The sequence below is a fragment of the Rathayibacter tanaceti genome, assembly GCF_009834165.1.
In the GTDB taxonomy this organism is placed as follows: Bacteria; Actinomycetota; Actinomycetes; order Actinomycetales; family Microbacteriaceae; genus Rathayibacter; species Rathayibacter tanaceti.
In genome coordinates this window covers 1,590,790-1,614,405 of the sequence record NZ_CP047186.1, presented here as the reverse complement: position 1 = coordinate 1,614,405, position 23,616 = coordinate 1,590,790, and the positions used below count along the sequence as shown (strand labels likewise).

Sequence of the window (23,616 nt, the reverse complement as noted above, 5' to 3'; positions counted from 1 at the left end):
TCAGCGTCCCTTCCGTCGTGAGCGCTTGCCGTCGAAGTGCGGGTTCTCCCAGATGACGGTTCCACCCTGGCCGAGGCCGACGCAGAGGGCGGTCAGACCGTACTGGACCTCAGGATGGGCCTCGAACTGCCGGGCCAGCTGGATCATCAGCCGCACGCCTGAGGAAGCGAGCGGATGGCCGACGGCGATCGCTCCGCCGTACTCGTTGACGCGCAGATCGTCGTCGTCGAGGCCGAAGTGGTCGAGGAACGACAGCACCTGAACGGCGAACGCCTCGTTGAGCTCGAAGAGCCCGATGTCCTCGATGCCCAGGCCTGCCTTGCGCAGCGCCTTCTCAGTCGACGGAACCGGGCCCAGGCCCATGATCTCGGGCTCGACACCGGCGTAGGCGAAGCTCACCATCCTCATCTTCGTCGTGAGGCCCAGCTCCTTCGCCGCCTCGGCGCTGGCCAGGAGCGACACGGTCGCTCCGTCGTTCAGCCCGGACGAGTTGCCCGCGGTCACCCGGCCGTGCGGGCGGAACGGGGTGCGGAGGCCCGCGAGACCCTCGAGGGTCGTCTCGGGTCGCGGCGCCTCGTCAGCGGTCGCGAGGCCCCAGCCGGAGGCGCTACGGGTGGCGACCGGCACGAGGTCCGGCTGGATGCTCCCCGCTGCGTACGCGGCGGCGAGCTTCTGCTGACTGCGCAGGGCGTAGTGGTCGGCACGCTCCTTGGTCAGGTGCGGGAACCGGTCGTGGATCCGCTCGGCGGTCCGTCCCATATTCAGGGCATCCTCGCCGACGAGCCGCTCCGACAGGAAGCGCGGATTGGGGTCGGCACCGAAGCCCATCGGGTGCCGGCCCATGTGCTCGACACCGCCCGCGAGGACCACATCGTAGGCGCCGAAGGCGATGCCGCCCGCGGTCGTGGTCACGGACGTCATCGCTCCGGCGCACATGCGGTCGATGGCGAAGCCCGGCACCGATTTCGGCAGGCCGGCGAGCAGTGCCGTGGTGCGGCCCAGGGTCAGGCCCTGGTCGCCCTGCTGGGTGGTGGCGGCGATGGCCACCTCGTCCACCCGCTCCTTCGGCAGCGCCCCGTTGCGCTCGAGCAGACCGATCATCGCTTTGACGACGAGGTCGTCCGCTCGGGTCTGCCAGTACATGCCCTTCTCGCCGGCACGCCCGAACGGAGTACGGACTCCGTCGACGAACACGACTTCGGATCTCTCGGCCACAATGCCTCCCAGGAACTCACGGTCGCCGTCGATCGTAGGAACCGCTACCGCCCGGCCGGAATCCTTTGCCGCTTCCTACGAAGGGGTTTCCGCGCGGTCGGCCGGCGCTTGGGCCGCTTCGACAAACGCGGTCGCGAGAGAGCCCGCGGTCGCCTCGACCTGCCAGGGCCGCGCGCCGGCCCTGGAGAGCTCCTCCGCGACCGAAGCGGCGTCCAGGGGCTCGGGCGGGTTCCACGCCAGTCGGCGGAGCAGCTCGGGCGTGAGCAGGTTCTCGACCGGCAGCGACAGCAGCTCGGCGATCTCGGTGACGACGGCGCGTCCGGCCTTGAGCCGCGCGTCGGCCGCCGGGTTACGGTCTCCCCATGCGCGTGGGGGCGGAAGTGTGTCCGCGGCCGGCCGCGTCGGGCTCGGCAGATCCTCCGTCGTCATCCCTCGCTCGATCGCGGCCCACCAGCGATCGACCTCGCCCCGGCTGGCCCGGCCGGTGAAGTCGCGACGGCTCGCGAGCTGCCCGGCACTGGTCGGGATGTTGCGGGCGACCGCGATGATCGAGGAGTCGGGGATGAGACGACCAGGAGCGATGTCGCGCTCCCGGGCGAACGCATCGCGGGCGAGCCAGAGCTCGCGCGCCACCGCGAGGGGCCGCGGGCCGCGCAGGGAGTGCGTGCCGGACAGACGTCGCCACGGATCAGGCGGCAGGAGCTTCGGTGCGCGCGCCAGGGTGGCCTCGAACTCCTCGCGGGCGATCCGCGTCTTGCGCGCTGCGACGAGCATCTCCTCCATCCGGTCGCGCAGATCGACCAGGAGCTCGACGTCCTTCGCGGCGTAGACGAGCCAGCTCTGGGGGAGCGGACGCGTCGACCAGTCGGCCGCCGAGTGCTCCTTGGCGAGGTGGATCCCCAGCAGATCCTCGACGACGGCGCCGAGCCCCACCTTGGGCAGGCCGAGCAGGCGAGCGGCGAGCTCCGTGTCGAAGATGCGGCTCGGGTCGAGCCCGACCTCGCGCAGACAGGCGAGATCCTGGCTGGCCGCGTGCAGGACCCACTCCTCGTCGCCGATCACCGCCTGGAGGGCGTCCATCCGCCCGATCGCGGGCGGGTCGAGGAGGAAGGCGCCGGCTCCGCGGCGGTAGACCTGGATCAGATAGGCGCGCTGAGAGTAGGTGAAGCCGGAGGCGCGCTCGGCATCGACGGCGACAGGACCCTCGCCGGCAGCGAGGGCGTCGACCGCGGCGAGGAATTCGTCGGTCGTGGAGAGGACACGGTAATCAGTCACGGTTGTTCCGTCGGAAGGCGAGCGAGGTCACACCGTCGCCCGATACGGGCGGGAGACCCGCGAGCATGCACAACAGCTCCCCCCAGCCTTCCACGTGGGCGGCGAGACGCGCATCCTCGGGGCTCCAGGAGGCGCGGATCTCGATCTGCGCACCATCGCCCTGAGCGGCGAGCTCGCCGAACCCGGTGGAGAGGACCTTGGTCGCCGTGCCGGAGGCCGCGGAGTACGCCGCCCCGCGCACCTCGAGCGCGTCGATCAGCCACGACCACGCGACCTCGGCGAGGAAGGGATCTGTGCCGATCTCGACCTCGAGCGGCGCCTGAGCGAAGCAGACCACGCGATAGGGGCCACCCCACTGGTCGGGCTCCTCGGGGTCGTAGAGCAGGATGAAGCGCCCCGTGCCCAGCTCGGAGTCGCGGCCGTGGGCCCGCGGTGAGACGTCGCCGGCGAGGGCGAGGGCCCACGGCGCGAGGCCGGTGGGCGATGCGATCTCGGACACGGTGAGCTCGTCGCGCGTCGCTGCGGCGCGGATCGACTCCGTCGCGACCCGGAACTCCTCGGGGAGCTGGGACGACGCTGGGAATTCGGGCACGTCCGCAGACTAGGGTTCCGGCCCGCCCATGAGACGGAGGCACGCCGCGCAGCGGCATCAGCGGATGCGGCTCCACCGGGCGTAGGTGCTGCCGGAGTCATCGACCGCCAGGGCGGTCAGCGCGTAGGAGTCGTCCACCGGCGCCTCGTCGGCGGCGAGGGGGAGCGCGGGCAGTACCACTCGCGCAGCGGTGGTCAGGCAGATCTCGTCGACCCGGCCGGAGGCGAGGAACTGCCCCGTGAGGGACGCGCCTCCCTCGCAGACCACGCGATGCAGCCCTCGGGCCTCGAGGGCATCGAGAAGGGCGTCCACGCTGAGGCGGCCGGACTCGGACGGGATCGCCACCACCTCGACCCCGGGGGGCGGAGCGGAGGTCGCGCCTCGCGGCTCAGGAACGAGCAGCAGCACCCGAGAACCCTCCTGCAGCTCGAGCCGGTGACCGGCGAGATCCCCGGAGGCCGAGACGACGGCCAGCGGAACGCGGCGGGGAACGCGGTAGCCCTCAGCGCGCACGCTCGCCGCTCCGACCAGCACGACATCGGCCTGCTCGCGGATGACGCCGAGGATCGTCCGGTCGACGCGGTTCGTCAGCGTCTCGCTCGTGCCGTCGGAGCCGATGCTGGACCCGGTCACGCTGGCGATCATGTTGATACGCACGCGCGTCGCACCGCCCGGGCGGTAGGCCTCGGCGATCGCGGCCCGGGCCCCGTCCTCACCGAGCCGGATCGGGGGCCCCGGGGGGACGAGCGGCTGGAGGATCACGCCGCCAGGTGCGCGCGGACCTGGCGCTTCGTGCGGCCGAGGAGCGCGCTCATCCCGCGCAGGCGCAACGGAGAGACCGCCTCGGCGAGGCCGATGGTCTGCGGGAAGTCGTCGGGCACCGCCAGCACCTGCTCGGGCGTGAGGCCGGCGAGACCCTGGGCCAGGATCGACGCGAAGCCGCGGGTGGTCGGGGCTTCGCGAGGAGCCGTCGCGTGCAGGTGCACGATCCCGCCCTCGACGTCGACGACGATGAAGACCGGTGCCTGGCACTCCTCGACCCGCTCGAAGAGGTCGGGGTGGTCGCGGTAGCGCTCCGGCAGCTCGGGGAGCTCGTTCGAGAACTCGAGGAGGAGCTGCAGTCGCTCCGGCTTCTCGAGGGCGAGGAACTCGTCGCGGATCTCACGGAGTGCATCGGGAAGGCTGTCGTCGGTCATCGGGATCCATTCTTCCATCCGCAGATCACCTCCCGGCGCGGGGCCGTTCGGTCGGCGCTGTCGAGGAGGGCCCGGTCGAACCGGGCCGCGGAGGGGGCGGAACCACCGGAAGGCTCCGGGGCATCGCTCGGGCTCACGCATGGAGCCCGGCGCCGGAGTCGCTCGTCCACGACTCCGGCGATCGGCTCTGGCGCGGGCGGGCCCGCTCCCACGAGCCTCAGCGAGCGAGAGGGGCCTCGCCGGGCTCGGAGCCCTGCACGATCGGGACCCGCACCGCGCTGCCCCACTCCGTCCAGGAGCCGTCGTAGTTGCGGACGCCCTGGAACCCGAGGAGATGGGTCAGCACGAACCAGGTGTGAGCCGAGCGCTCGCCGATGCGGCAGTAGGCGATCACCGAGTCGCCGTCCTTCAGGCCCGCGCCCTCGCGGTAGATGCCGTCGAGCTCCTCGAGGGGGCGGAAGGTGCCGTCCTCCGCTGCGGCCCGGCCCCACGGCACGTTGTGCGCGCTGGGGATGTGGCCGGCGCGCAGAGCGCCCTCCTCCGGATAGGCTGGCGCGGAGGTGCGCTGGCCCGAGAACTCCTCGGGGGAGCGCACGTCGATCAGCGGGCTACCGAAGTGCGCGAGAACGTCCTCCTTGAACGCACGGATCTCGGAATCGCTGCGCTCGACGACCGGGTACTCGACCGTCTCGGGAGAGGAGGCGTCGGTCGTGACCGGGCGGCCCTTCGCGATCCATTTGTCGCGGCCACCGTCGAGCAGGCGCACGTCCTCGTGGCCGAAGAGGGTGAAGACCCAGAGTGCGTAGGCGGCCCACCAGTTGTTCTTGTCGCCGTAGATCACGACAGTGGTGTCGCGGGCGATGCCCTTGCCGCCGACCAGTGCGGCGAATGCGGGTCCGTCGATGTAGTCGCGCTGAACCGGGTCGTTGAGGTCGGTGTGCCAGTCGATCTTGACGGAGCCGGGGATGTGGCCGGTCTCGTAGAGCAGGACGTCCTCGTCGGACTCGACGACGACCAGGCCGGGCGTGCCCAGACGTTCCTCGAGCCAGTCCGCGCTCACTAGCCGCTCGGGGTGCGCGTAGGAGGCGAACTTCGGCGACGGATCGGTTTCGACGGACAAGGAGGACCTCCAGGATCGTGCGCTGAGCGCGGGCGTGATTCCACGAGCGGGCTACGCTGGAGCCCGCCCTTCAGCGACAGTACGCGTCCGCGGACTCTGCCGCACGGAGAGCGGCGTAAGAGTTCGACACAGAACAGGTCGACACAGAACCGGTCGACACACAGAGCGGTCGGAGCCACGACCGTTCGGACATGGTCCTCCTGTCGGACTCACGACCACTTCGACACAGGACCAGTTCCACACAGGACCAGTTCCACACAGGACCAGTTCCACACAGGCCGGAGTCCGGCCCCGTCCATGCCCCCGAGCGGGACACGACGAGTCCGGACCCCGCCGGACGCAGGATGCGAGACGCGAGTGAGCCACGAGGACGTCCGAGCAACGAGCAGCCTGACGGCGCGCTCCCCACAGATCAGCGGCCACGAGATCGCTTCGGCGCTGGTGCCTCCGCGCCAGTTCGAGGGTGCGACCTTCGAGAGCTACCGTCCCGACCCGGAGTACCCCTCACAGGCCGAGGCCGTCGAGGCGTTGCGGGCGTTCACTGCGGGCGGCGGCTCGAAGGGCGGCGGCGGCGGCTTCCTCGGGTTCGGCCGCCGGAAAGCTCCGGAGGCGAAGCCCGGCGTCTATCTCGACGGCGGTTTCGGAGTGGGCAAGACGCACCTGCTCGCGGCGATCTGGCACGCGGTGCCGGGGCGCACCTACTTCGGCACGTTCATCGAGTACACCGCGCTCGTCGGAGCGCTCGGCTATGCAGCGACGGTCTCGCTGCTCAAGGGCTCGGCGCTGCTCTGCATCGACGAGTTCGAGCTGGACGACCCGGGCGACACGATGCTGATGACACGCCTCCTGGGCGAGCTGGTCGCCTCCGGCACCCGCATCGCGGCGACCTCGAACACGCCGCCGAACGCGCTCGGCGAAGGCCGGTTCGCCGCCGCCGACTTCCTCCGCGAGATCCAGTCGATGGCCGCGCACTTCGAGACGAGGCGGATCGACGGCACTGACTACCGGCGCCGCGACATCGAAGGGCACGCCGTCGTCCGCACCGACGACGAGATCGCCTCGATCGCCTCGGCGGCCCCCTCCGGCAGCGTCGTCACCGACGACTCGTTCGCCGACGCGATCCGGCACCTCGGGACCGTGCATCCCTCGCGATACATCAAGGTGATCGACGGAGTGGACGCGATCGTGCTCCGCGACGTCACTGCGCTCACCGACCAGACCGACGCACTGCGCCTGGTCGCCTTCATCGACCGCGTCTACGACGCGCAAATCCCGGTGCTCGCCTCCGGGACCGCACTCGACGAGGTGTTCGGCGGGGACATGCTGAGCGGCGGCTACCGCAAGAAGTACCTCCGCTCGATGTCGCGTCTGATCGCCCTGACCTCGATGACGCCCTTCGGACCGGCTCGCGCGGGGGAGTAGGCCCCGATCGGGAGGAAGCGCGATCCTCCGACACCGGCGACCGGGTCGGCACGCGAGCCGAGCGATGCGGCTCACGGCGTTCCAGCGGCATTCGTCATGCCGATCGCCAGCGCTCTGTAACGCGGTTTTTACCTGAGGGCCCCGGCCGTAACCTCCACGAAACGCGGTACCGCACGGGACGAAACGTCCCGCCGCAAGACTGTGGGCTACCCGAGGTGACCCGACACCAGCGTGTCCCGAGGACGTGCATCGACGCCGCGTTCCCGCTCCGGGTTTTTCTCTGCACACTCACGAGAGGTTCAACTATGGATCAAGGCAATACCGCGTTCCTGCTCATCGCAGCCGCGCTGGTCCTGCTCATGACCCCCGGACTCGCCTTCTTCTACGGCGGTCTGGTCCGCGCGAAGAGCGTCATCAGCATGATGATGCTCAGCTTCGGCGCCATGGGGCTCATCGGTGTCCTCTGGGTCCTCTACGGCTACGCGATCGCGTTCGGGAACGGGCCGGACGGCCCCGCCGGCGCGGACACCTTCGTCGGCATCGACGGCGTCCTCGGCATCGACACCGCCCAGATCGGGCTGCAGGGTGTCTACACGGATGCGCTCGGCGAGCAGACATCGGCCTTCCCGACCCTCGCCTTCGCCGCGTTCCAGGCGACCTTCGCGATCATCACCGTCGCGCTGATCTCGGGGGCCATCGCCGACCGGGCCAAGTTCGGCGCGTGGATGGTCTTCGCCGGTGTCTGGGCGACGGTCGTCTACTTCCCGGTCGCCTCGTGGGTCTTCAACTTCACGCTCGACCCCGACACCGGATCCGTCGTCGACGGCGGCTGGATCGCCTACGGCGTCGGCGCGATCGACTTCGCGGGCGGCACCGCGGTCCACATCAACGCCGGCGCGGCCGCCCTGGCCCTCGCCCTGGTGCTGGGCAAGCGCGTGAACTTCACCAAGGGCGCGCACCAGCCGCACAACCCGCCGTTCGTGCTGCTCGGCGCGGGTCTGCTCTGGTTCGGCTGGTTCGGCTTCAACGCCGGCTCGGAGCTGGCAGCCGATGGGATCGCTGCAGTCGCCTTCCTGAACACCATCGCCGCACCGGCCGCCGCGATCCTCGGCTGGCTCGTCGTCGAGAAGATCAAAGACGGCAAGCCGACCTCGATCGGCGCTGCCTCCGGAGCGGTTGCCGGTCTGGTCGCGATCACCCCGGCGTGTGCGAGTCTCTCGCCCTTCTGGGCCATCGTGCTCGGCGTGATCACCGGTGCCGTCTGCGCCCTGGCGATCGACCTCAAGTACCGCCTCGGCTACGACGACTCCCTCGACGTGGTGGGCGTGCACCTGGTCGGCGGCCTGATCGGCACGCTGTACATCGGCTTCTTCGGGACCGACGTCGGCCTGTTCCTCGGCGGCGGATTCGCCCAGCTCGGCGCGCAGGCGCTCGCGGCCTTCACCGTCCTGATCTACTCCTTCGTGATGACCCTGCTGATCGGCTTCGTGATCCAGAAGACGATGGGATTCCGCGTGAAGAACGAGGACGAGATCGCGGGCATCGACACCGCGATCCACGGCGAGGCGGGCTACGTCCTCGCGGACTAGACCCTCACGACACAGCACTCGGCGGGGTGCCGGCTCCTCGGGTCGGCACCCCGCCGTCGTTCGTGCGACGCCTCCGACCGGCCGCGACGCATCCGGGCTAGGGTGCCGTGGTGCCTTCCTCGCGTTCGGTCCTCTCCCTGCTCCTCCGACTCTTCGGACGGGCGAGTGCCCCTCGTGCCGATGCCGGACCACTCCCGCAACGCCCGTACCTGACGACGACCGCACCGACTCCCGGCGCCAGCGGCGTGGGGCGCACGGTCGAGGTCGACCCGTCGCGGCTGCGCGGAGTCCGACTGGACTACGCCCCCACCCCCGACGGCGATCCGGACCCCGGCGAGGTCGTCTGGACCTGGGTGCCCTACGAGGAGCACGACGGCCGCGGCAAGGACCGGCCGGTACTGGTGCTGACCGTCGAGAAGGCGGGGACCGTCCTGGCGGTGCGCCTGAGCTCAAAGGAGCATTCGGGCTACCTCGCGGTCGGGACGGGGGCCTGGGACTCGGAGGGGCGGCCGAGCTGGGTCGACCCGGAGCGCGTCTTCCGCGTGCATCCTGCGGGGATGCGGCGCGAGGGCGCTGCTCTCGGGCGCGCGCGGTACGACGCGGTCGCCCGCGTCCTCTCCGCTCGGTTCGGCTGGAGCTGATCGCAGGGGTCAGACCGGCTCGATCGGCACGAACGCCGCGTACTTCGCCGCGCGCCCGTCTCCGGAGGAGGTCCCGGTGAGCCGCCGGTGCACCCAGGGGGCGACGTGCCGGCGGTAGTAGTGAGTGGAGGCGACACGGGAGCGGGCGCCCCGCTCGGGCGCCGTCCCCTCGAGGGCCGACGGCGTCATCCCCAGCGCACGGAGCACCCTCTCCGCCACTCGGACGTGCCCGCGCGGGCCGAGGTGCAGGCGGTCCTCGGACCAGAGCGCGGGATCGGCGAAGGCCGGGTCGTGCCAGTTGTCGGCGACCACGACGTCGCTGCGATGCCCCAGCCGGCGCAGGACGGCGTCGGTGAGAGCGTCACCGCGCCGACGGACAACCGCGCCGAGAGGAAGCCGGGGTGAGGGATCCGCGCCGGCGAGGGCGATCAGTGTGACCCCCTGCTCGTCGCAGCGCTCGAGCACGCGCAGGTAGGCATCGGCGATGCGCTCGATGTCGGCGCGTGGGCGGAGCATGTCGTTGCCCCCTCCGTTGAACGACAGGTGAGTGGGGCCGAGCGCCAGGGCGGGCTCGAGCTGCTCAGCCAGGATCGGCGCGATCAGACGCCCGCGGATCGCCAGGTTGGCGTACTCGATCCGCTCGCCGCCGGCCCGCGCCCAGCCCTGCGCGACGAGGTCGGCCCAGCCCCGTGGAACGCCGTCGGGGCGCTCGTCCCCCACGCCCTCGGTGAAGGAGTCGCCGATCGCGACGTAGCGGACGGCGGTCATCGGAGGGAGCCCGGGGAGTGCATCGTCGCACTGTACCGCCCCACCGGCAGGGCTCAGCCCCGCTGCGGCAGCATGCTCACAGGCGCGAGGATCTCGATCTCGGGACGGATCGGCACGACCGGGCGCACGGCGATGTCGAGCGGGTCGCGCCGCGGCGAGACACGGAACCAGGCTGCGAGTGCCGAGCTGCGCCTGAAACGCCGGTGGTCGCGGTCGAGCTCGGCCGCACCCCGGTATCCCGCGCCCCGGGCGATCCGCTCGAGGCCGCCCAGCGCGACGGGCGTGCTGGCCATCAGCACTTCGGCGAGCTCGAGGCGGCGCAGGGCCAGGTGCTCGTCGAGCGCGAGGCCGTAGAAGCGGCGGAAGCGCATCTTGAGCAGCAACACGCTGACGCGGAGCTCGGCGGCGAGACCCGGCAGGGTGAAGCTCCGGTCGAGATATCGCTCGTTCACGAGAGCGGCCGCCGCGATGGCGAGCACGTCGAGACGGCGCCCACGGCGGCGGGGGACGGAGGAGCGGGTGGGGGAGTCGGGGGCAGCGTGCAGCAGGGGCATAGTAGGGGGACTCGCCCGACCGCTCACTATGACGCGGTGGCGCAAGATACGCGTCACGTGGCGGATTCGGCGCCGGAGCGAGACGGCATCGTGCTCGGGCGCCCCGGAGCGGGGAGGGAGTCCCTCCGCCGCCCGCGGGACGCGCCCGGGCACCGATCCCGCTGCGCACCTGCAGGGACGCTCGCTCACACCTCGGCGAGCGAGGCGGTCAACGCGTCGTCGGCGGCCTTCAGGACTCCTGCCGCGACCTGGATGCCCTCGATACGGTCGAGCTCGACATCCTCGTGCTCGATGTTGACGAGCATGTCCTCGTCGACCTCGCGGAGGGCGCCGAGGAACTCGGTCCAGTAGGCCACATCGTGCCCCTTGCCCAGAGCCACGAAGTCCCAGGACGCGGGCCGGGGCCACTCGTTGGCCCACTCGTCTCCTCCCAGGCCGGTGCGGGGCTCGTCGGGGGAGAGGCGTCGGAAGCTGTTGTCGAGCACGCCATTCAGGTCGGCCGTCGCCGGATTGATCCTGACGTCCTTGGCGGCGGCCTGAACGACCAGCTCGCCGAGGTGGCGGACGACCGCGATCGGATCCATCTGCTGCCAGAACAGGTGCGATGCATCGAGTTCGACGCCGAGGTGGGTGGCGCGGGTCAGGTCGAGGAGCTTGTGGACGTCGGCCGAGTTGAAGACCACGTTCTGCGGGTGGAGTTCCAGCGCGATCTTCACGCCGTGGTCGGCGGCCAGTCGGTCGGTCTCGCGCCAGAAGTCCGCGGCGATCTCCCACTGGTAATCGAGCACGTCGAGCGCGGCGGAGTTCCAGGCGTTGACAACCCAGTTCACCCGTGTCGACCCGGGCTCGCCTCCGGGCAGGCCCGACATCGTGACGACGCGGTCCTGGCCCAGACGCTCGGCGAGGCGGACCGACCGGCGGATGTCCTCCGCGTGCTTCTCGCCGATGGCCCGTGTGGGATGCAGAGGATTGCCGTTGCAGTTGAGGCCGGCGAGGGAGACGCCCGTGCCCTCGAAGAGACCCAGGTAGTCGTCGCGGGCGGCGTCGCTCTCGAGGATCCGGTCGAGGTCGGGGATGTGCACGGGAGGCAGGAAGCCGCCGGTGTTGAGCTCGAGGCCGGTGAGACCGGCGTCGGCGATCGCGTCGATCGCCTCGGGAAGGCTGCGGTCGTGGAGGATCGCGTTGTAGAGGCCGAGTCGCACGATCAGTCTCCGATCGTCTGGGTCGCGCCACCGGCCGCGGCGGAGCGCGTGACGGCGTCGAGGATGAGCATGTTGTGCAGGGCCTCGTCGAACCCGGCGTTCCGGGGGAGGGAGTCGGCTTCGGGCAGCCCCGCCACCTCCTCGAGGAACGCGCGGGACTGGAAGACGAAGCCCTCGTTCTGACCGAAGCCCACGCCGGAGACATCGAGGGGGAGGCCGCCGGCGATGTACGGGTGGTCGTGCCCCAGGGGAATGGTGCGGTAGCCGCGCTGCGCTGCCGGTCCCTCCGAGAGGTAGAGCTGCACCTCTGCCGGGCGCTCCTGCGTCCAGCGCACCGCGCCCCGGGACCCGAAGACCTCGAGTTGCAGGGTATTCGGATGCCCGGCCGCGACCCGGGAGACCTCGACCGCACCGGCCGCTCCGCTCTCGAACCCGAGGGAGAAGGCCGCGTAGTCGTCGTTCTCGACGGTGTCGAGCTCGTCGCTCACGGCGGTGGTTCCGTGCCCGGAGACGGCGCCGAGGGGCCGAGGGCGCTCGGGGATGACCGTGCGGAACCGTCCTCCGCTGACCTCGGAGACCGGTCCTGCCAGGAACTCGGCGAGGTAGGACACGTGGCTGCCGACGTCAGCCAGGACCCCGGATCCCTGGGGGCCCTTGAAACGCCAGCTGATGCCGACACCCGGGTCTGCGGCGTAGTCGGTCCAGTAGCGTGCGCTGAAGTGCAGGACGTCGCCGAGCACGCCCGTCCCGATGAGCTCGTGGAGGTAGGCGATCCCGGGCGCACGACGGAAGGTGAGTCCGATCCGAGCGATCCGATCTGCTCCGCGGGCGGTCTCGGCCATCGCGCGGGCGCTGGCGATCGAATCCGAGAGCGGCTTCTCGCAGAGCACGTGCTTGCCTGCGGCGAGGAGCCCGTCGACGATCTCGCGGTGGAGGTGGTTGGCGACGACGACCGACACGACGTCGATGTCCTCCGCGTCGGCGATGGCCCGCCAGGAGGTCTCGTGCCGGGAGTAGCCGAACCGCTCGGCCGCTGACCTCGCGAGGGGTTCAAAGGTGTCGGCGATCGCGACGAGGCGGATCGGAGGGAGGGTGTTGCCGTACACGGCGGGGGCGGTGCGGTACGCGGCCGCGTGCGCCTTGCCTGCCATGCCTGCGCCGATGACGGCGACACCGATGTCGGTCGTGCTCAAGGATCCTCCTGGGAGTGGTCGGCAGCCTCTCACGGCGCCGGTGCAGTGATGGGGCCTCGTCCGAGATCCTCGGGACGACTGTAGAGATGTATGTATGTCCTGTCAAACTTCCACGCCGTCGGATCCACGCCAGGTGCTCGCCGGCGCGGCGACCGCCCAGCCGAGCGAGCGATAGAGAGCGTGACCGTCCGCGCTCGCGAGGAGCAGTCCGGTCCGCGCGCCCTCGCCTCCTGCCCAGGAGGTCAGCGCACCGACCACGAGACCTCCGAGCCCGCGCCGCCGGAACTCCGCCCCGGTCTCGATCCGGTCCAGCACCGCATCGCTCCCGCTCACCCCGACCTGGCCGCGGGCGGCGAGGACACCGTCCACCTCGATCCGGGCGACGGCCCCGGCCCTCCACCTGGACACGCCGGTCCCGCGGGCCGGGTTCGAGCTCCTCCATTCGCCGAGCGTAGCCAGGAGGATCCCTCCGACCCGCCGGGAGCGGATCTGTCAACCGTCGTGCCTTGCGCGACCGGCCGCGTCTAGCGTTCGGCGCCGCGGAGGAGTTCCGCCGCTGACACGCCGACGGCAGTATCCACAAACGAGGTGAGCCGATGCCGATGGGGGAGGGCGACCTGCGCAGCACCGCTCGTGTGCTCAGCGCGCTGGCCGCCGCGTTCGACGATCCTGGAGCCGCCCATCCCGGTCTCGCGCGACGGGTGAGCGCGGACGCCCGCGGGCTGCTCCATCAGCTCGAGCACGCGCGCGAGCGGTGACCTGGCCGAGTGCCGCTGCCGACCCTGATGGTTCCGCGATCGGTGGTCGACGAGGTGCCCGATCCGCCTCCGGTGCCGCCCGCCGCACTGTGAGGCCGTCGCAGACCTACACTCGGACGATGCGACACGGCATCGTCATCCTCCCGCAGGACCCGTGGGCCGTCGCCCGCCGGAAGTGGCAGTCCGCCGAAGGGCTCGGCTTCGACCACGCGTGGACCTACGACCACCTCTCGTGGCGCTCCCTGGCCGGCGAGCCGTGGCACGCGACGGTACCGACACTCACCGCGGCGGCCCTCGTCACCGAGACGCTGCGTCTGGGCACCTTCGTCGCGTCGCCGAATTTCCGACATCCCGTCCCGTTCGCCAAGGAGATCGCGACGCTCGACGAGATGGCCGGCGGCCGGATCCTCCTCGGGGTCGGCTCCGGCGGAACCGGCTTCGATGCCGGCGTCCTCGGCCAGCCGTCGTATACACCGCGGGAGCGCCACGAGCGCTTCGCCGAGTTCGTGACGGCTCTCGACGTCCTGCTCCGCTTCGAGAAGCCGGGCTCGGACGGCGTCGACATCGCAGGGGAGTGGTTCACAGCGCGCGCTGCACGCATGGTGGGGGAGCCGGCGCAAAGACCGCGTGTTCCCTTCGTGCTCGCCGCGAACGGCCCGCGCGGGCTCGCGCTGGTCGCCGAGCACGGTCGGGGCTGGGTCACCACCGGGCCCGCCGAGCGGACGGGGGAGGAGTGGTGGAGCGGCGTTGCCGACCTCGCCGGCAGACTCGACCATGCCCTCGAGACCGCGGGCAGAGACCCGAGGAGCGTCGAGCGCCACCTCTCGCTCGACTCAGGAGGCGACTACTCGCTCGAGAGCGCGTCCCGCTTCGACGACATGGTCGGCCGCGCCGGCGAGCTCGGCTTCACCGACGTCGTCTCGCACTGGCCCCGTCGGGACGGCATCTACGCCGGCGACGACGACGTGCTGTACGACGTCGCCTCCCGCTTCTGACCCATCGAGACAGGAGAGAGCGGCAACGCGAGTGTCGAACGCACGAGCTCGTCGAAGTCGCGGAGGAGACGGCCAGCCGTGGACGTAGAGCACGTCCACCCGTCACGAGGCGCGTCCTGGCCGACCAAGACGGGCCGTCGTTCCAGATCGCCGACAACGTTCTGCTCGGTCTCGCCCGCACCCGGGAACCGGGTGCGCTTGTGCACAACCACGAACACGAGGCGCAGGGCGATGAACGCGAGCACCAGTGCCGGCAGAAGCAGAAGTCGAGTGGCCGGTCCACAACCTCGCCGTCTCCCTCGAACTGACATAATGTGCATTATCGGATAAAGCGAAGCGGCCCCGGAACTCGTCAGCAGCCCGCTGTCCCTGCTCGGACGAGCGGAGCGGTCAGGCGAAGTCCGAGACGTCGCCGACGAGGCGCGTGTTGTCGGCCGGGATCGGCTCGACGGCCGCGAGGGCGACCTCGGCCGCGAACTCCTGCACGTTGTAGAGCTTGCCCGCAGATTCGCGGCGCGAGCTGATCGCGCCCGGGTTCGAGCGTTCGAGCAGCGTCGCCGTGATCGTACCCTCGATCATGTCGCCCGAGACGACGACGAACTCCACGCCGCGCTCGGCGAGCTCGCCGATCCTCGCACGCAGAGCGTCCTCGCCGGCGCGCTTCGAGAGGGCGACGGGCTCGTACTCGGGCATGGTCGGCGTGCTGCGGATGAAGTGCGCCTGGTGGCTCGTGACGAACACGACGCGGGAGCCCTCGCCGAGCAGCGGCAGCGCCGCATCGAGGGTCGCGACCTGCGAGTCGCGGTTGAGGACCATCGCGTAGTCCTCTCCCCTGTTGCTCTCCATGCCGCCCGAGGCGTTGAGCACCAGCACGTCGAGTCCGCCGTACTCTTGCTCGACCCGCGAGAACAGCGCGGCACGCGACTCGGCGTCGGTGAGATCGGCTCCGACAGCGATGGCCGTGCCGCCGGCCTCGGCGATCTGGGCGACGAGCTTGTCGGCGCGGGGGGCCTTCGAGCGGTAGTTGACGACCACGCGTGCACCCGCTTCGGCGAGGTAGCGGACCGTGTCGGCTCCGATGCCGCGGGACGATCCGGTGACGAGGGCGCGGATGCCGTCAAGGGAGCCGGGTGCGAGGGGGTTGGACACGAGGGTTTCCTCCAGGACGCCGGCGCGGGGCCGGATCGGGCACGATGACGGGCCGCAACCCGACGGATGAGCTTACCAAGCGTCCCGCACCGCCCGCTTCCCTCCCCCTCTCTCCCAGCGCTCGCCCGGGGCCTGTTGCTACCGTGGAAGTGCTCATCGAGGGGAAGGAGCAGTCAGCATGGACGCTGTCACCCAGTACGCGTGGATCCTCTGGCTCGCGCTGATCCTGATTTTCGTCATCGTCGAGATGATCACTCTCGAGTTCACCTTCCTGATGCTTGCCGTCGGCAGCGTCGGCGGTCTCGTGACGGGCCTCATCGGCGCTCCGTTCTGGATCCAGGTCCCCGTCGCCGCGATCCTCGCCGCCCTGCTGCTGTTCACGGTCCGCCCGCCGCTGCTCCGCCTTCTCAAACGCGGCGGTGATCCCACTCCGAGCGGCGCGGATGCGCTCCTCGGTCTCGCCGGCAGCGTCGTGCTCGCCGGCTCCGGTGCCGGCCAGGTGAAGCTCTCGAACGGTGAGACCTGGACGGTCCGCCTCTCTTCCCTCGTCGAGGACCGCGCACTCGGAGTCGGCGAGCGCGTCGTCGTCACCGCCATCGAGGGCGCGACCGCGGTCGTCGTCCCCGCCGAAAGGAGCACTCCGTGACCACCTCAGCACTCGTGACGCTCATCGTCGTCGCCGTCATCGTCCTGTTCGCGCTGGTCGTCCTGTTCCGGGCGGTCCGCATCATCCCGCAGGCGACAGCGGGGGTGGTCGAGCGGCTGGGCAAATACCACAAGACCCTCCTCCCCGGCCTCAATCTGGTGGTGCCCTTCGTCGACCGTGTGCGTCCACTGATCGACCTGCGCGAGCAGGTCGTCTCGTTCCCGCCACAGCCCGTCATCACCGAGGACAACCTGGTCGTCTCGATCGACACCGTTGTCTATTTCCAGGTGACGGATGCGCGTGCCGCGACGTACGAGATCGCCAACTACCTCGGTGCGGTCGAGCAGCTCACGACCACGACCCTCCGCAACGTCGTCGGCGGACTGAACCTCGAGGAGGCACTGACCTCCCGCGACAACATCAACGGTCAGCTGCGCATCGTCCTCGACGAGGCGACCGGCAAGTGGGGCATCCGCGTCGGTCGCGTCGAGCTCAAGGCGATCGACCCGCCCCTGTCCATTCAAGACTCGATGGAGAAGCAGATGCGTGCCGAGCGTGACCGCCGTGCGGTGATCCTCACCGCCGAGGGCACCAAGCAGTCGCAGATCCTCAACGCGGAAGGTCAGCGTCAGGCCGCGATCCTCGCCGCCGAGGGACAGGCGAAGGCGGCGATCCTGAGGGCTGAGGGTGAGGCGAAGGCCATCACGACCGTATTCCACGCGATCCACGAGGGCCGCCCGGACAGCGAGCTTCTCGCCTACCAGTACCTCCAAACCCTCCCGAAGATCGCCGAGGGCAGCGCCAACAAGCTCTGGGTCATCCCGAGCGAGCTGACGGAGGCCCTCAAGGGCGTCGGCGGTGCGTTCGGCCAGCGCGTGCAGGGATCGACCGAGAGCCGCACGCAGGACGTCGGCGGTGCTCCCCCGGCGCCGTCCGCCTGACCCCCGCTCGGTTCGACCCGCGATGCGCGCACCCGATCGGCCGCTGTTCCTGAGCGGCCCGACACCCAGGGTGATCGCGCACCGCGGTTTCGGTCCGGCCGTCGAGGCCAACACTCCGGCCGCCTTCGAGCGGGCCGTCGCGGCCGGCGCAGATCTGCTCGAGACCGACGTCCGCGCCTCACTCGACGGGGTCGCCGTGCTGGTGCACGACGCCGAGGTCGTCGACTCGTCGGGTCGGACGCATCGCGTGGCCGCCGAGCGCTGGGAGGAACTCGCCTCCCTCGATCTCGCGGGCGGCGCCCGGCTCGCCTCCCTCGAGCAGGTGTTGCTGCAGTTCCGGACGGCTCGTCTGAACATCGACGTCAAGTCCGCCGATGCGGTGGTGCCCGTCGCCGACGCCGTCCGGGATGTGCGCGCCCTCGGACGCGTGCTGATCACTTCTTTCTCGGAGCGCCGCCGGTCCGCGACGATCCGCCTGCTCCCCGGCGCGGCGACGTCTGCCTCCGCTGCACGATTCGCAGTCGCCCTCGTCGCGGCGCACCTCGGGATCGCCTGGCCGATCCGACTCGTTCTCGACGGGATCCACGCGCTGCAGGTCCCCGAAAGCGTGCTCGGCCTGCGCGTCACCGAGCCGCGAATCCTTCGGCGTCTGCGCGGGAGCGGATGCGAGATCCATCTCTGGACCATCGACGATCCGACTCGGATGGCGGAGCTGCTGGCACTCGGTGTCGACGGACTCGTCACCGATCGCACGGATCTCGCCCGGACCGCCGTGGACACCGTGCTGACCGACGGCCGGGCGAAGCGCCCGCAGAGGCGGAATACGCCTCCGACCTGAGGATTTTCTGGCAAAGGCAGGGACCGGAAGTCCACCTCCAGGTACGACGTTGACACTGGTGGAGCACAGCGAGAGGAGACCACACAATGGCAGATCGAAGCTTGCGAGGAATGCGGCTCGGATCCCAGAGCCTGCAGAGCGAAGAAGGCGTCGTCTTCTCCCCGCGATCGACCTACGAGTACCACTGCGCCAATTGCGGCCACGACACCGACATGGTGTTCTCGGCCGATGCCGAGGCGCCAGAGACCTGGGAGTGCCGCTCGTGCGGACACGAGGCGACTCTGATGGTGGACTCGAAGCCGGTCGTCGTGGACAAGGGCGAGCAGAAGGCTCCCCGAACCCACTGGGACATGCTGCTCGAGCGCCGCACCCGCGCCGAGCTGGAGGAACTGCTCGAGGAGCGGCTCGCCTACCTTCGTGCGCGTCGCGGCGAGCACAAAATCGGCGCTTAGCGCAGCTCAGCGGGAGCGGCGGCGCGGCACGCGAGTCCTGAGGACGAACGAGACCGTGCCGACGAGGCCGACGGCCAGGAAGTACCAGCCGAGGTCGCGAGCCCACACGAGAGCCGGGGTCGTGGTGGAGGCGAGGGGGACCTCGTCCACCATGGCACCCGGCTCGAACCATGTCAGGGAATCGATCGTCGACCCGTCGGGTGCGATGATCGCGCTGGTTCCGACGGTGGAGATGTTGACGACGCTGCGCCCGGTCTCGATGGCCCGGAGGCGCGCGATCGCGAGCTGCTGCACGCTCTCGTCCGTGCGGCCGAAATCGGCGTTGTTGGTCTGCCCGAGGATGACCTGCGCTCCCCCGTCGATCATGGCGTTGGTCAGGGCGTCGTCCGAGATGTCGAAGCAGATCGCGATGCCGGCCAGCACTCCGTTCACGTCGAACACATTCGGCCGAGTCCCGATCGAGTAGTCACGACTGACCAGATCGACGAGGTCGGGGGCGAACAAGCGCCAGAAGGCACGATCGGGCATGTACTCGGCGAAGGGAACGGGGTGCATCTTGTCGTAGACCTGGGTCGCTCCCTCCCCCGCCTTCCACAGCAGCGAGCTGTTGTAGAAGACGTCGTCGGAGGGGTTGGTGATCGTGCCGACGATGAAGGGGACGTCCATCGTGCGGCTGAGGTAGTCGAGAACCGCCGCCGACTGAGCGTTGCGCGTCGGGTCGATGTCGACACCGTTCTCGGGCCAGACGACCATGTCGACGTCCTCGTCGAGGATCGGCAGGGTCGCCGAGGTGTGATCCTCGAGGATCTGCCCCCGATAGCTCTGCGAGAACAGGCCCGCATCGGAGTCACCCTGCACCGCCGCGATCCGCGTCGTCCCCTCCGTCGGAGCCGGCCAGGCCGGGAAGACGAGCGCCACGACGGCGAAGCCCACGAGCGCGGTCGAGCGCGACGAGGCCGGCACCGAGACCGTGCGAACCGCTTGGGCGAGCACAGCCGCGAGGAACGCGACGACGAAGCCGAGCCCGGCGAAGCCGACCCAGGCGGCTAATCCGGCGAGCGGACTGATGGACTGGGAGAGGGCCAGCCTGCCCCAGGCGAATCCGCCGTACGGCCAGACGTTCGTGACCGTCTCACGCCCGATCCACAGGGCGGCGAGCACAGCGGGCAGGCCCACCATCCGGCCGAGCGGACCCGTCCAGACCCGGTAGCCCCGCGTCGACGCGACCGCCATCAGGCCTGCGGAGAGGGAGAAGAAGATCGCCTGGAGCACGGCCAGAGCGGCCCACGGGACCAGACCGAGGTAGAGGGTCAGCCAGGAGATGTGTACGCCCCAGAAGACGCCTCCGCCGACGAGGCCGACGAGGGCACCGCTCCAGAAGCCGCGCCCCGCGAGAGCGAAGAGGATCGCGGCCGTTCCGACGATCGCGAGCGGCCAGACATCGGAGTCGGGGAAACCGCGGTCGAGCACCGCCCCGCCGAGCGCAGAGAGGGGCACCGCGACCCACAGCGGGACTGTGCGCCCGTCCGCTGGAGGAGGAAGCGGCCTCATGCGACCGTCGAGTGGGCGACGATCCCTCGGCGCACCAGATCGAGGGCGGTCCGCGCGGCCCGCCCCACCTTGCCCTCGGCAACCACCGAGAGCTGATCGAGGAGGTCGATGGTCTGCTTAGCCCAGCGCACGAAGTCGCCGGCGGCCATGTCGGATTCACGGAGCACCGCGTCGAGCGGCATGCCCTTCGCCCACATGTTCATCGACAGGGCGAGGCTCGTCGAGAGAGGACTGCTGCCCGGGAGACGGTGATCGCGCTCGACGTCGTCGAGGCGGGCCCACAGCAGCTGCGTCCTCTCGAGCGCCTCAGGGAACGCGCCTCGGGGAAGGAACCTCTCACCGAGAGTCCCCTCCTCTCGCCGGGGCTCGAAGACGAGGCAGCACGCCATCGCGGCGAGGCCCGCGGGATCGAGTTCGGTCCAGGCCTGCTTCCGCAGGCATTCGGCGACGAGGAGATCGCGTTCGCCGTAGATGCGGCGCAGCGTCCGACCATTCGGCGTGAGCGAGAGCTCCGCGAGGTCGTCGCGGCGGAAGTAGCCGAGCTCGAGCAGAACCTCGGTGATGCGGTCGAAGATGCGCGCCACAGCGCCGGTGCGCGAGCGGATCTGCCGTTCGATCTCATCGGTCTCGCGGCGCAGCTTCCACCAGCGCTCGGCCCAGCGAGCGTGCTGCTCGCGGTCGGAGCAGGCATGGCAGGGGTGAGCCTTCATCCGACGGCGAAGACTCGTCAACTGGCCCTGGCGCTTCTCCCGCTCGGCGTGCGAGGCCGATTCACCGCGCACCGCTCCCCTGCGTTCGAGATCGCCGATCTCGCGTCGGATCGCCGCGTACTGCTCGAAGTCGCCGAGATGGCACTGCATCGCCGTGACGTAACCCTCGAGCGACTCCTCTTGCTGCCGTACCCGACGCGCGAGGTCGACCACGGAACGGTCTGCCTGGAACTGCGCGAACGACGACTCGAGGATCTCGCGGGTGCGCGCTCGGCCGAACTGCTCGATGAGGTTCGCCGACATGTTGTAGCTGGGCCGGAAGCTCGAGTTGAGGGGGTACGTGCGGCGGGAGGCGAGGGAGGCGACGGCCTGCGGATCCATTCCGCCGCGCCACTGGATCACCGAGTGGCCCTCCACGTCGATCCCGCGGCGTCCGGCCCGGCCGGTGAGCTGCGTGTACTCCCCCGGTGTCACAGGGACCCGCGCTTCGCCGTTGAACTTCTCGAGCTTCTCGAGCACGACCGTCCGCGCGGGCATGTTGATCCCCAGGGCGAGTGTCTCGGTCGCGAAGACGACGCGAACCAGACGGCGTAGGAACAACTCCTCCACGACCTCCTTGAAGGCCGGTAGCATCCCGGCGTGGTGGGCGGCGACACCGCGCTGTAGCCCGTCGAGCCATTCCCAGTAGCCGAGCACGGCGAGGTCCTCGTCGCGGATGGTGCGACAGCGCTCCTCGACGATCGCGCGAATCTCGTCGCGTTCGTGCCGCTCCGTGAGCCGCACTCCCGAGCGCAGCACCTGACGCACGGCCTGATCGCATCCCGCCCGGCTGAACACGAAGAAAATGGCCGGCAGCAGGTTCTTGCCTCGGAGGATCTCGACGACGTCCGAGCGCAGCACCGCCTCCTCCCTCGGCGCGGCCTGGTACGGCCCACGCCCACCACGACCGGAACCGCGTCCGCCTCTGGCGCCGCGCTCGACCCTCGAACCGCCCTGTGCCATCCGCGCGAGCTCGGGGTTCACCCTGTTGGTCGCGGCGCGGCCGGACGAGTCGAACAGATCGACCAGCTTGCCGCCGACCAGCACGTGCTGGTCGAGCGGCACCGGACGCTCCTCCGAGACGATCACCTCCGTCTCGCCGCGGACGGTGTGGAGCCAGTCGCCGAACTCCTCGGCGTTCGACACGGTCGCGCTCAGCGAGACCAGCCGGACGCGCTGCGGGAGGTGGATGATGACCTCCTCCCACACGGCGCCGCGGAACCGGTCGGCCAGATAGTGCACCTCGTCCATGACGACGTACGCCAGATCGCGGAGCAGATCGGAGTCGGCGTAGAGCATGTTGCGGAGGACCTCGGTCGTCATCACGACGATCCGAGCACGGGCATTCACATTGGAGTCGCCCGTGAGCAGGCCGACCTCGGACGCTCCATAGTCCTGGACGAACTCCTGGAACTTCTGATTGCTGAGCGCCTTCATCGGCGTCGTGTAGAAGACCTTCGCCGCCGGATCCTGCATGGCGAGGTGGATCGCGAATTCGGCGACCGCTGTCTTGCCTGCGCCCGTGGGTGCGGCGACCAGGACGCTGTGCCCGTCGTCGAGCGCGCTGCACGCCTCGTACTGGAACGGGTCGAGGTCGAATGCGAGGGTCGAGCGGAACGCCTCGACCCTCGCATGGCCCTGTCGGGTGCGGAACGCGGCGAAACGCTCTGCAGGAGACGGTTCGGTCACGCCGGCAGGTCGGAGGGACTGCCGTCGAACACGATCTGGCGCTTCGCTGCTCGTCTGTCGTGCAGGATCGCGATCCCGCAGGCCAGGAAGAACAGGAAGATGATCGGGATGGCCAAGAGGAACATTGAGATCGGGTCGGCCGCCGGCGTCGCGATCGCGGTGAACAGAACGATCGCCATGATCGCCAGTCGCCACGACTTGAGGATCAGCATCCCGGGCAGGACGCCGAGGAAGTTGAGCAGCACGAGGAACACCGGAAGCACGAAGGCGATTCCGACAACGAGGACGAGCTTGAGCACGAACTCGTAGTAGATCTTGGCGTCGAGGAAGCTCGCCGCGTCGGAGCCGGTGAAGCCGGTCAGCAACTCCACGATGTGCGGGAACACGAACCAGCCGGCCGCGCATCCTGCGAAGAACAGCGGAATGGCGGTCAGGATGAACCCGAGGCCGTACTTCATCTCTTTGCGGGTGAGCCCCGGGACGAGGAACGCCCAGACCTGGTAGAGCCAGACCGGGCTCGCCAGGACGATTCCCACCGTGATCGCGATCTGCAGCCTCAGGTCGAAGGCTCCGGCGATGGTCGGGAAGTTGAGGATCGCCTCTTTGCCCTGGCTTGCGGCAACGACGGCGATGGGAGCCTTCAGCGATTCGAAGACCCATTCCGAGGCGAACCAGCCGACGACGCAACAGATCACGATCGCGATCGCCGATTTGAAGAGCCTGTTGCGAAGCTCGATCAGGTGCGCCCCGAGCGACATGCGCCCATCGGGGTTCTTCGATCGCTTCGTCCGTGGCTTCTTCTCTGCCACGGAGGTCATTACTTGATCGGGGACTCGGGCGGCGTGGTGGTGCCGGTGGCGGTGGTCGAACCCGTGGAGCCCGCGGCGGTGCCGGTGGTCCCCTCGGCCGACTCACTGCGCTCAGTGCCGTCCTCGTCCTTCATGGTCTTGACCTCGCTCTTGAAGATACGCATCGACTGCCCGACGCTGCGGGCGAGCTGCGGGAGCTTGGGCGCACCGAAGAGCAGGAGGATCACGGCGAGGATGATCAGGAGGTGCCACCCCTGGAGGCCAGCGAACAT

25 protein-coding genes are annotated in these 23,616 nt (G+C 69.9%); 9 read left to right on the top strand and 16 right to left on the bottom strand.

Annotated features, from left to right (window positions below; translation table 11 throughout):
- The 6 genes from GSU10_RS07600 to GSU10_RS07575 all read right to left on the bottom strand — a co-directional run bounded on the left by GSU10_RS07600 (position 1) and on the right by GSU10_RS07575 (position 5,398).
- Entirely contained in the window at positions 1-1,215 is a 1,215-nt protein-coding gene (locus GSU10_RS07600; protein ID WP_068207101.1) for a thiolase family protein, read from the bottom strand.
- Positions 1,216-1,290: 75 nt separating this feature from the next.
- The gene (locus tag GSU10_RS07595) at positions 1,291-2,490 is read right to left on the bottom strand and encodes a ribonuclease D (protein ID WP_068207098.1); all 1,200 of its coding nucleotides are present in this window, start codon (positions 2,488-2,490) and stop codon (positions 1,291-1,293) included.
- The gene (locus GSU10_RS07590; protein WP_068207095.1) at positions 2,483-3,082 is read right to left on the bottom strand and encodes a DUF3000 domain-containing protein; all 600 of its coding nucleotides are present in this window, start codon (positions 3,080-3,082) and stop codon (positions 2,483-2,485) included. The genes GSU10_RS07595 and GSU10_RS07590 overlap by 8 nt, the downstream gene beginning before the upstream one ends.
- A 57-nt stretch (positions 3,083-3,139) precedes the next feature.
- A complete protein-coding gene (locus GSU10_RS07585; RefSeq protein WP_241972888.1) occupies positions 3,140-3,844 on the bottom strand; it encodes a dihydrofolate reductase family protein in 705 nt (234 codons plus the stop codon).
- A complete protein-coding gene (locus tag GSU10_RS07580; protein WP_068207089.1) occupies positions 3,841-4,278 on the bottom strand; it encodes a SufE family protein in 438 nt (145 codons plus the stop codon). Before GSU10_RS07580 ends, GSU10_RS07585 begins: the two co-directional genes overlap by 4 nt.
- Before the next feature lie 217 nt (positions 4,279-4,495).
- Complete coding sequence (locus tag GSU10_RS07575; protein ID WP_068207086.1) at positions 4,496-5,398, bottom strand: sulfurtransferase; 903 nt, start codon at positions 5,396-5,398, stop codon at positions 4,496-4,498.
- 357 nt (positions 5,399-5,755) lie between these two features.
- Between GSU10_RS07575 and zapE the strand changes: the two genes are divergently transcribed.
- From zapE to GSU10_RS07560, 3 genes are all read left to right on the top strand, one after another.
- The gene (zapE, locus tag GSU10_RS07570; RefSeq protein WP_068207083.1) at positions 5,756-6,820 is read left to right on the top strand and encodes a cell division protein ZapE; all 1,065 of its coding nucleotides are present in this window, start codon (positions 5,756-5,758) and stop codon (positions 6,818-6,820) included.
- A 305-nt stretch (positions 6,821-7,125) separates the two neighbouring features.
- Positions 7,126-8,409: an ammonium transporter gene (locus GSU10_RS07565; RefSeq protein WP_068207080.1), complete on the top strand. Its 1,284-nt coding sequence runs from the start codon at positions 7,126-7,128 to the stop codon at positions 8,407-8,409.
- A 110-nt stretch (positions 8,410-8,519) separates the two neighbouring features.
- A complete protein-coding gene (locus GSU10_RS07560; protein ID WP_082844893.1) occupies positions 8,520-9,050 on the top strand; it encodes a type II toxin-antitoxin system PemK/MazF family toxin in 531 nt (176 codons plus the stop codon).
- A 9-nt stretch (positions 9,051-9,059) separates the two neighbouring features.
- On the opposite strand, the gene GSU10_RS07555 is transcribed toward GSU10_RS07560, so the two are convergent.
- The 5 genes from GSU10_RS07555 to GSU10_RS07535 form a co-directional block, all read right to left on the bottom strand.
- Positions 9,060-9,818: an SGNH/GDSL hydrolase family protein gene (locus GSU10_RS07555; protein WP_068207077.1), complete on the bottom strand. Its 759-nt coding sequence runs from the start codon at positions 9,816-9,818 to the stop codon at positions 9,060-9,062.
- Between the two features lie 53 nt (positions 9,819-9,871).
- Entirely contained in the window at positions 9,872-10,372 is a 501-nt protein-coding gene (locus tag GSU10_RS07550; protein ID WP_068207075.1) for a helix-turn-helix transcriptional regulator, read from the bottom strand.
- A 185-nt stretch (positions 10,373-10,557) separates the two neighbouring features.
- Positions 10,558-11,574, bottom strand: coding sequence for a sugar phosphate isomerase/epimerase family protein (locus GSU10_RS07545; RefSeq protein ID WP_068207072.1), 1,017 nt, complete (start codon positions 11,572-11,574; stop codon positions 10,558-10,560).
- Between the two features lie 2 nt (positions 11,575-11,576).
- On the bottom strand, positions 11,577-12,725 hold the full coding sequence (locus GSU10_RS07540; RefSeq protein WP_068207144.1) for a Gfo/Idh/MocA family protein: 1,149 nt from the start codon (positions 12,723-12,725) through the stop codon (positions 11,577-11,579).
- A gap of 144 nt (positions 12,726-12,869) precedes the next feature.
- Complete coding sequence (locus GSU10_RS07535) at positions 12,870-13,175, bottom strand: GNAT family N-acetyltransferase (RefSeq protein ID WP_068207068.1); 306 nt, start codon at positions 13,173-13,175, stop codon at positions 12,870-12,872.
- A 188-nt stretch (positions 13,176-13,363) separates the two neighbouring features.
- Here GSU10_RS07535 and GSU10_RS07530 point away from each other — a divergent pair, with 188 nt between their 5' ends.
- Together GSU10_RS07530 and GSU10_RS07525 are read left to right on the top strand one after the other, a co-directional pair.
- A complete protein-coding gene (locus GSU10_RS07530; RefSeq protein ID WP_158286064.1) occupies positions 13,364-13,525 on the top strand; it encodes a hypothetical protein in 162 nt (53 codons plus the stop codon).
- A gap of 119 nt (positions 13,526-13,644) precedes the next feature.
- Positions 13,645-14,520 (top strand): LLM class flavin-dependent oxidoreductase, encoded by an 876-nt coding sequence (locus tag GSU10_RS07525; RefSeq protein ID WP_132504295.1) that lies wholly within the window; start codon positions 13,645-13,647, stop codon positions 14,518-14,520.
- Between the two features lie 390 nt (positions 14,521-14,910).
- Here the strand turns inward: GSU10_RS07525 and GSU10_RS07520 are convergent, their stop codons facing one another.
- Positions 14,911-15,669 (bottom strand): SDR family oxidoreductase, encoded by a 759-nt coding sequence (locus tag GSU10_RS07520; RefSeq protein ID WP_068207063.1) that lies wholly within the window; start codon positions 15,667-15,669, stop codon positions 14,911-14,913.
- A gap of 178 nt (positions 15,670-15,847) precedes the next feature.
- Between GSU10_RS07520 and GSU10_RS07515 the strand changes: the two genes are divergently transcribed.
- The 4 genes from GSU10_RS07515 (at position 15,848) to GSU10_RS07500 (ending at position 18,546) form a co-directional block, all read left to right on the top strand.
- Entirely contained in the window at positions 15,848-16,315 is a 468-nt protein-coding gene (locus GSU10_RS07515) for an NfeD family protein (RefSeq protein WP_068207060.1), read from the top strand.
- Positions 16,316-16,329: 14 nt separating this feature from the next.
- Positions 16,330-17,256, top strand: a complete 927-nt coding sequence (locus GSU10_RS07510; protein WP_413784012.1) for an SPFH domain-containing protein — start codon at positions 16,330-16,332, stop codon at positions 17,254-17,256.
- Between the two features lie 22 nt (positions 17,257-17,278).
- On the top strand, positions 17,279-18,094 hold the full coding sequence (locus tag GSU10_RS07505) for a glycerophosphodiester phosphodiesterase family protein (protein WP_068207054.1): 816 nt from the start codon (positions 17,279-17,281) through the stop codon (positions 18,092-18,094).
- An 86-nt stretch (positions 18,095-18,180) separates the two neighbouring features.
- Positions 18,181-18,546, top strand: coding sequence for an RNA polymerase-binding protein RbpA (locus tag GSU10_RS07500; protein ID WP_068207052.1), 366 nt, complete (start codon positions 18,181-18,183; stop codon positions 18,544-18,546).
- Positions 18,547-18,552: 6 nt separating this feature from the next.
- Here GSU10_RS07500 and lnt read toward each other — a convergent pair whose 3' ends face one another.
- From lnt to tatA, 4 genes are read right to left on the bottom strand one after another with little or no spacing between them, the layout of a single operon-like run.
- Positions 18,553-20,043 (bottom strand): apolipoprotein N-acyltransferase, encoded by a 1,491-nt coding sequence (lnt, locus tag GSU10_RS07495; RefSeq protein WP_158286065.1) that lies wholly within the window; start codon positions 20,041-20,043, stop codon positions 18,553-18,555.
- 50 nt (positions 20,044-20,093) lie between these two features.
- Positions 20,094-22,535 carry a DEAD/DEAH box helicase gene (locus GSU10_RS07490; protein WP_132504301.1) on the bottom strand — a complete coding sequence of 814 codons (2,442 nt, stop codon included), beginning with the start codon at positions 22,533-22,535 and terminating at the stop codon, positions 20,094-20,096.
- Positions 22,532-23,353 carry a twin-arginine translocase subunit TatC gene (gene tatC / locus GSU10_RS07485; protein ID WP_413784011.1) on the bottom strand — a complete coding sequence of 274 codons (822 nt, stop codon included), beginning with the start codon at positions 23,351-23,353 and terminating at the stop codon, positions 22,532-22,534. Before tatC ends, GSU10_RS07490 begins: the two co-directional genes overlap by 4 nt.
- Complete coding sequence (tatA, locus tag GSU10_RS07480; RefSeq protein ID WP_068207049.1) at positions 23,353-23,616, bottom strand: Sec-independent protein translocase subunit TatA; 264 nt, start codon at positions 23,614-23,616, stop codon at positions 23,353-23,355. Before tatA ends, tatC begins: the two co-directional genes overlap by 1 nt.

Bases quoted from the DNA above. Each gene is read 5' to 3' on its own strand.
- GSU10_RS07580 (WP_068207089.1), bottom strand. From the start codon at position 4,278: ATGACCGACGACAGCCTTCCCGATGCACTCCGTGAGATCCGCGACGAG.
- GSU10_RS07565 (WP_068207080.1), top strand. From the start codon at position 7,126: ATGGATCAAGGCAATACCGCGTTCCTGCTCATCGCAGCCGCGCTGGTC.
- GSU10_RS07555 (WP_068207077.1), bottom strand. From the start codon at position 9,818: ATGACCGCCGTCCGCTACGTCGCGATCGGCGACTCCTTCACCGAGGGC.
- GSU10_RS07550 (WP_068207075.1), bottom strand. From the start codon at position 10,372: ATGCCCCTGCTGCACGCTGCCCCCGACTCCCCCACCCGCTCCTCCGTC.
- GSU10_RS07540 (WP_068207144.1), bottom strand. From the start codon at position 12,725: ATGGCAGGCAAGGCGCACGCGGCCGCGTACCGCACCGCCCCCGCCGTG.
- GSU10_RS07530 (WP_158286064.1), top strand. From the start codon at position 13,364: ATGCCGATGGGGGAGGGCGACCTGCGCAGCACCGCTCGTGTGCTCAGC.
- GSU10_RS07525 (WP_132504295.1), top strand. From the start codon at position 13,645: ATGCGACACGGCATCGTCATCCTCCCGCAGGACCCGTGGGCCGTCGCC.
- GSU10_RS07515 (WP_068207060.1), top strand. From the start codon at position 15,848: ATGGACGCTGTCACCCAGTACGCGTGGATCCTCTGGCTCGCGCTGATC.
- GSU10_RS07505 (WP_068207054.1), top strand. From the start codon at position 17,279: ATGCGCGCACCCGATCGGCCGCTGTTCCTGAGCGGCCCGACACCCAGG.
- GSU10_RS07500 (WP_068207052.1), top strand. From the start codon at position 18,181: ATGGCAGATCGAAGCTTGCGAGGAATGCGGCTCGGATCCCAGAGCCTG.
- tatC (WP_413784011.1), bottom strand. From the start codon at position 23,353: ATGACCTCCGTGGCAGAGAAGAAGCCACGGACGAAGCGATCGAAGAAC.
- tatA (WP_068207049.1), bottom strand. From the start codon at position 23,616: ATGTTCGCTGGCCTCCAGGGGTGGCACCTCCTGATCATCCTCGCCGTG.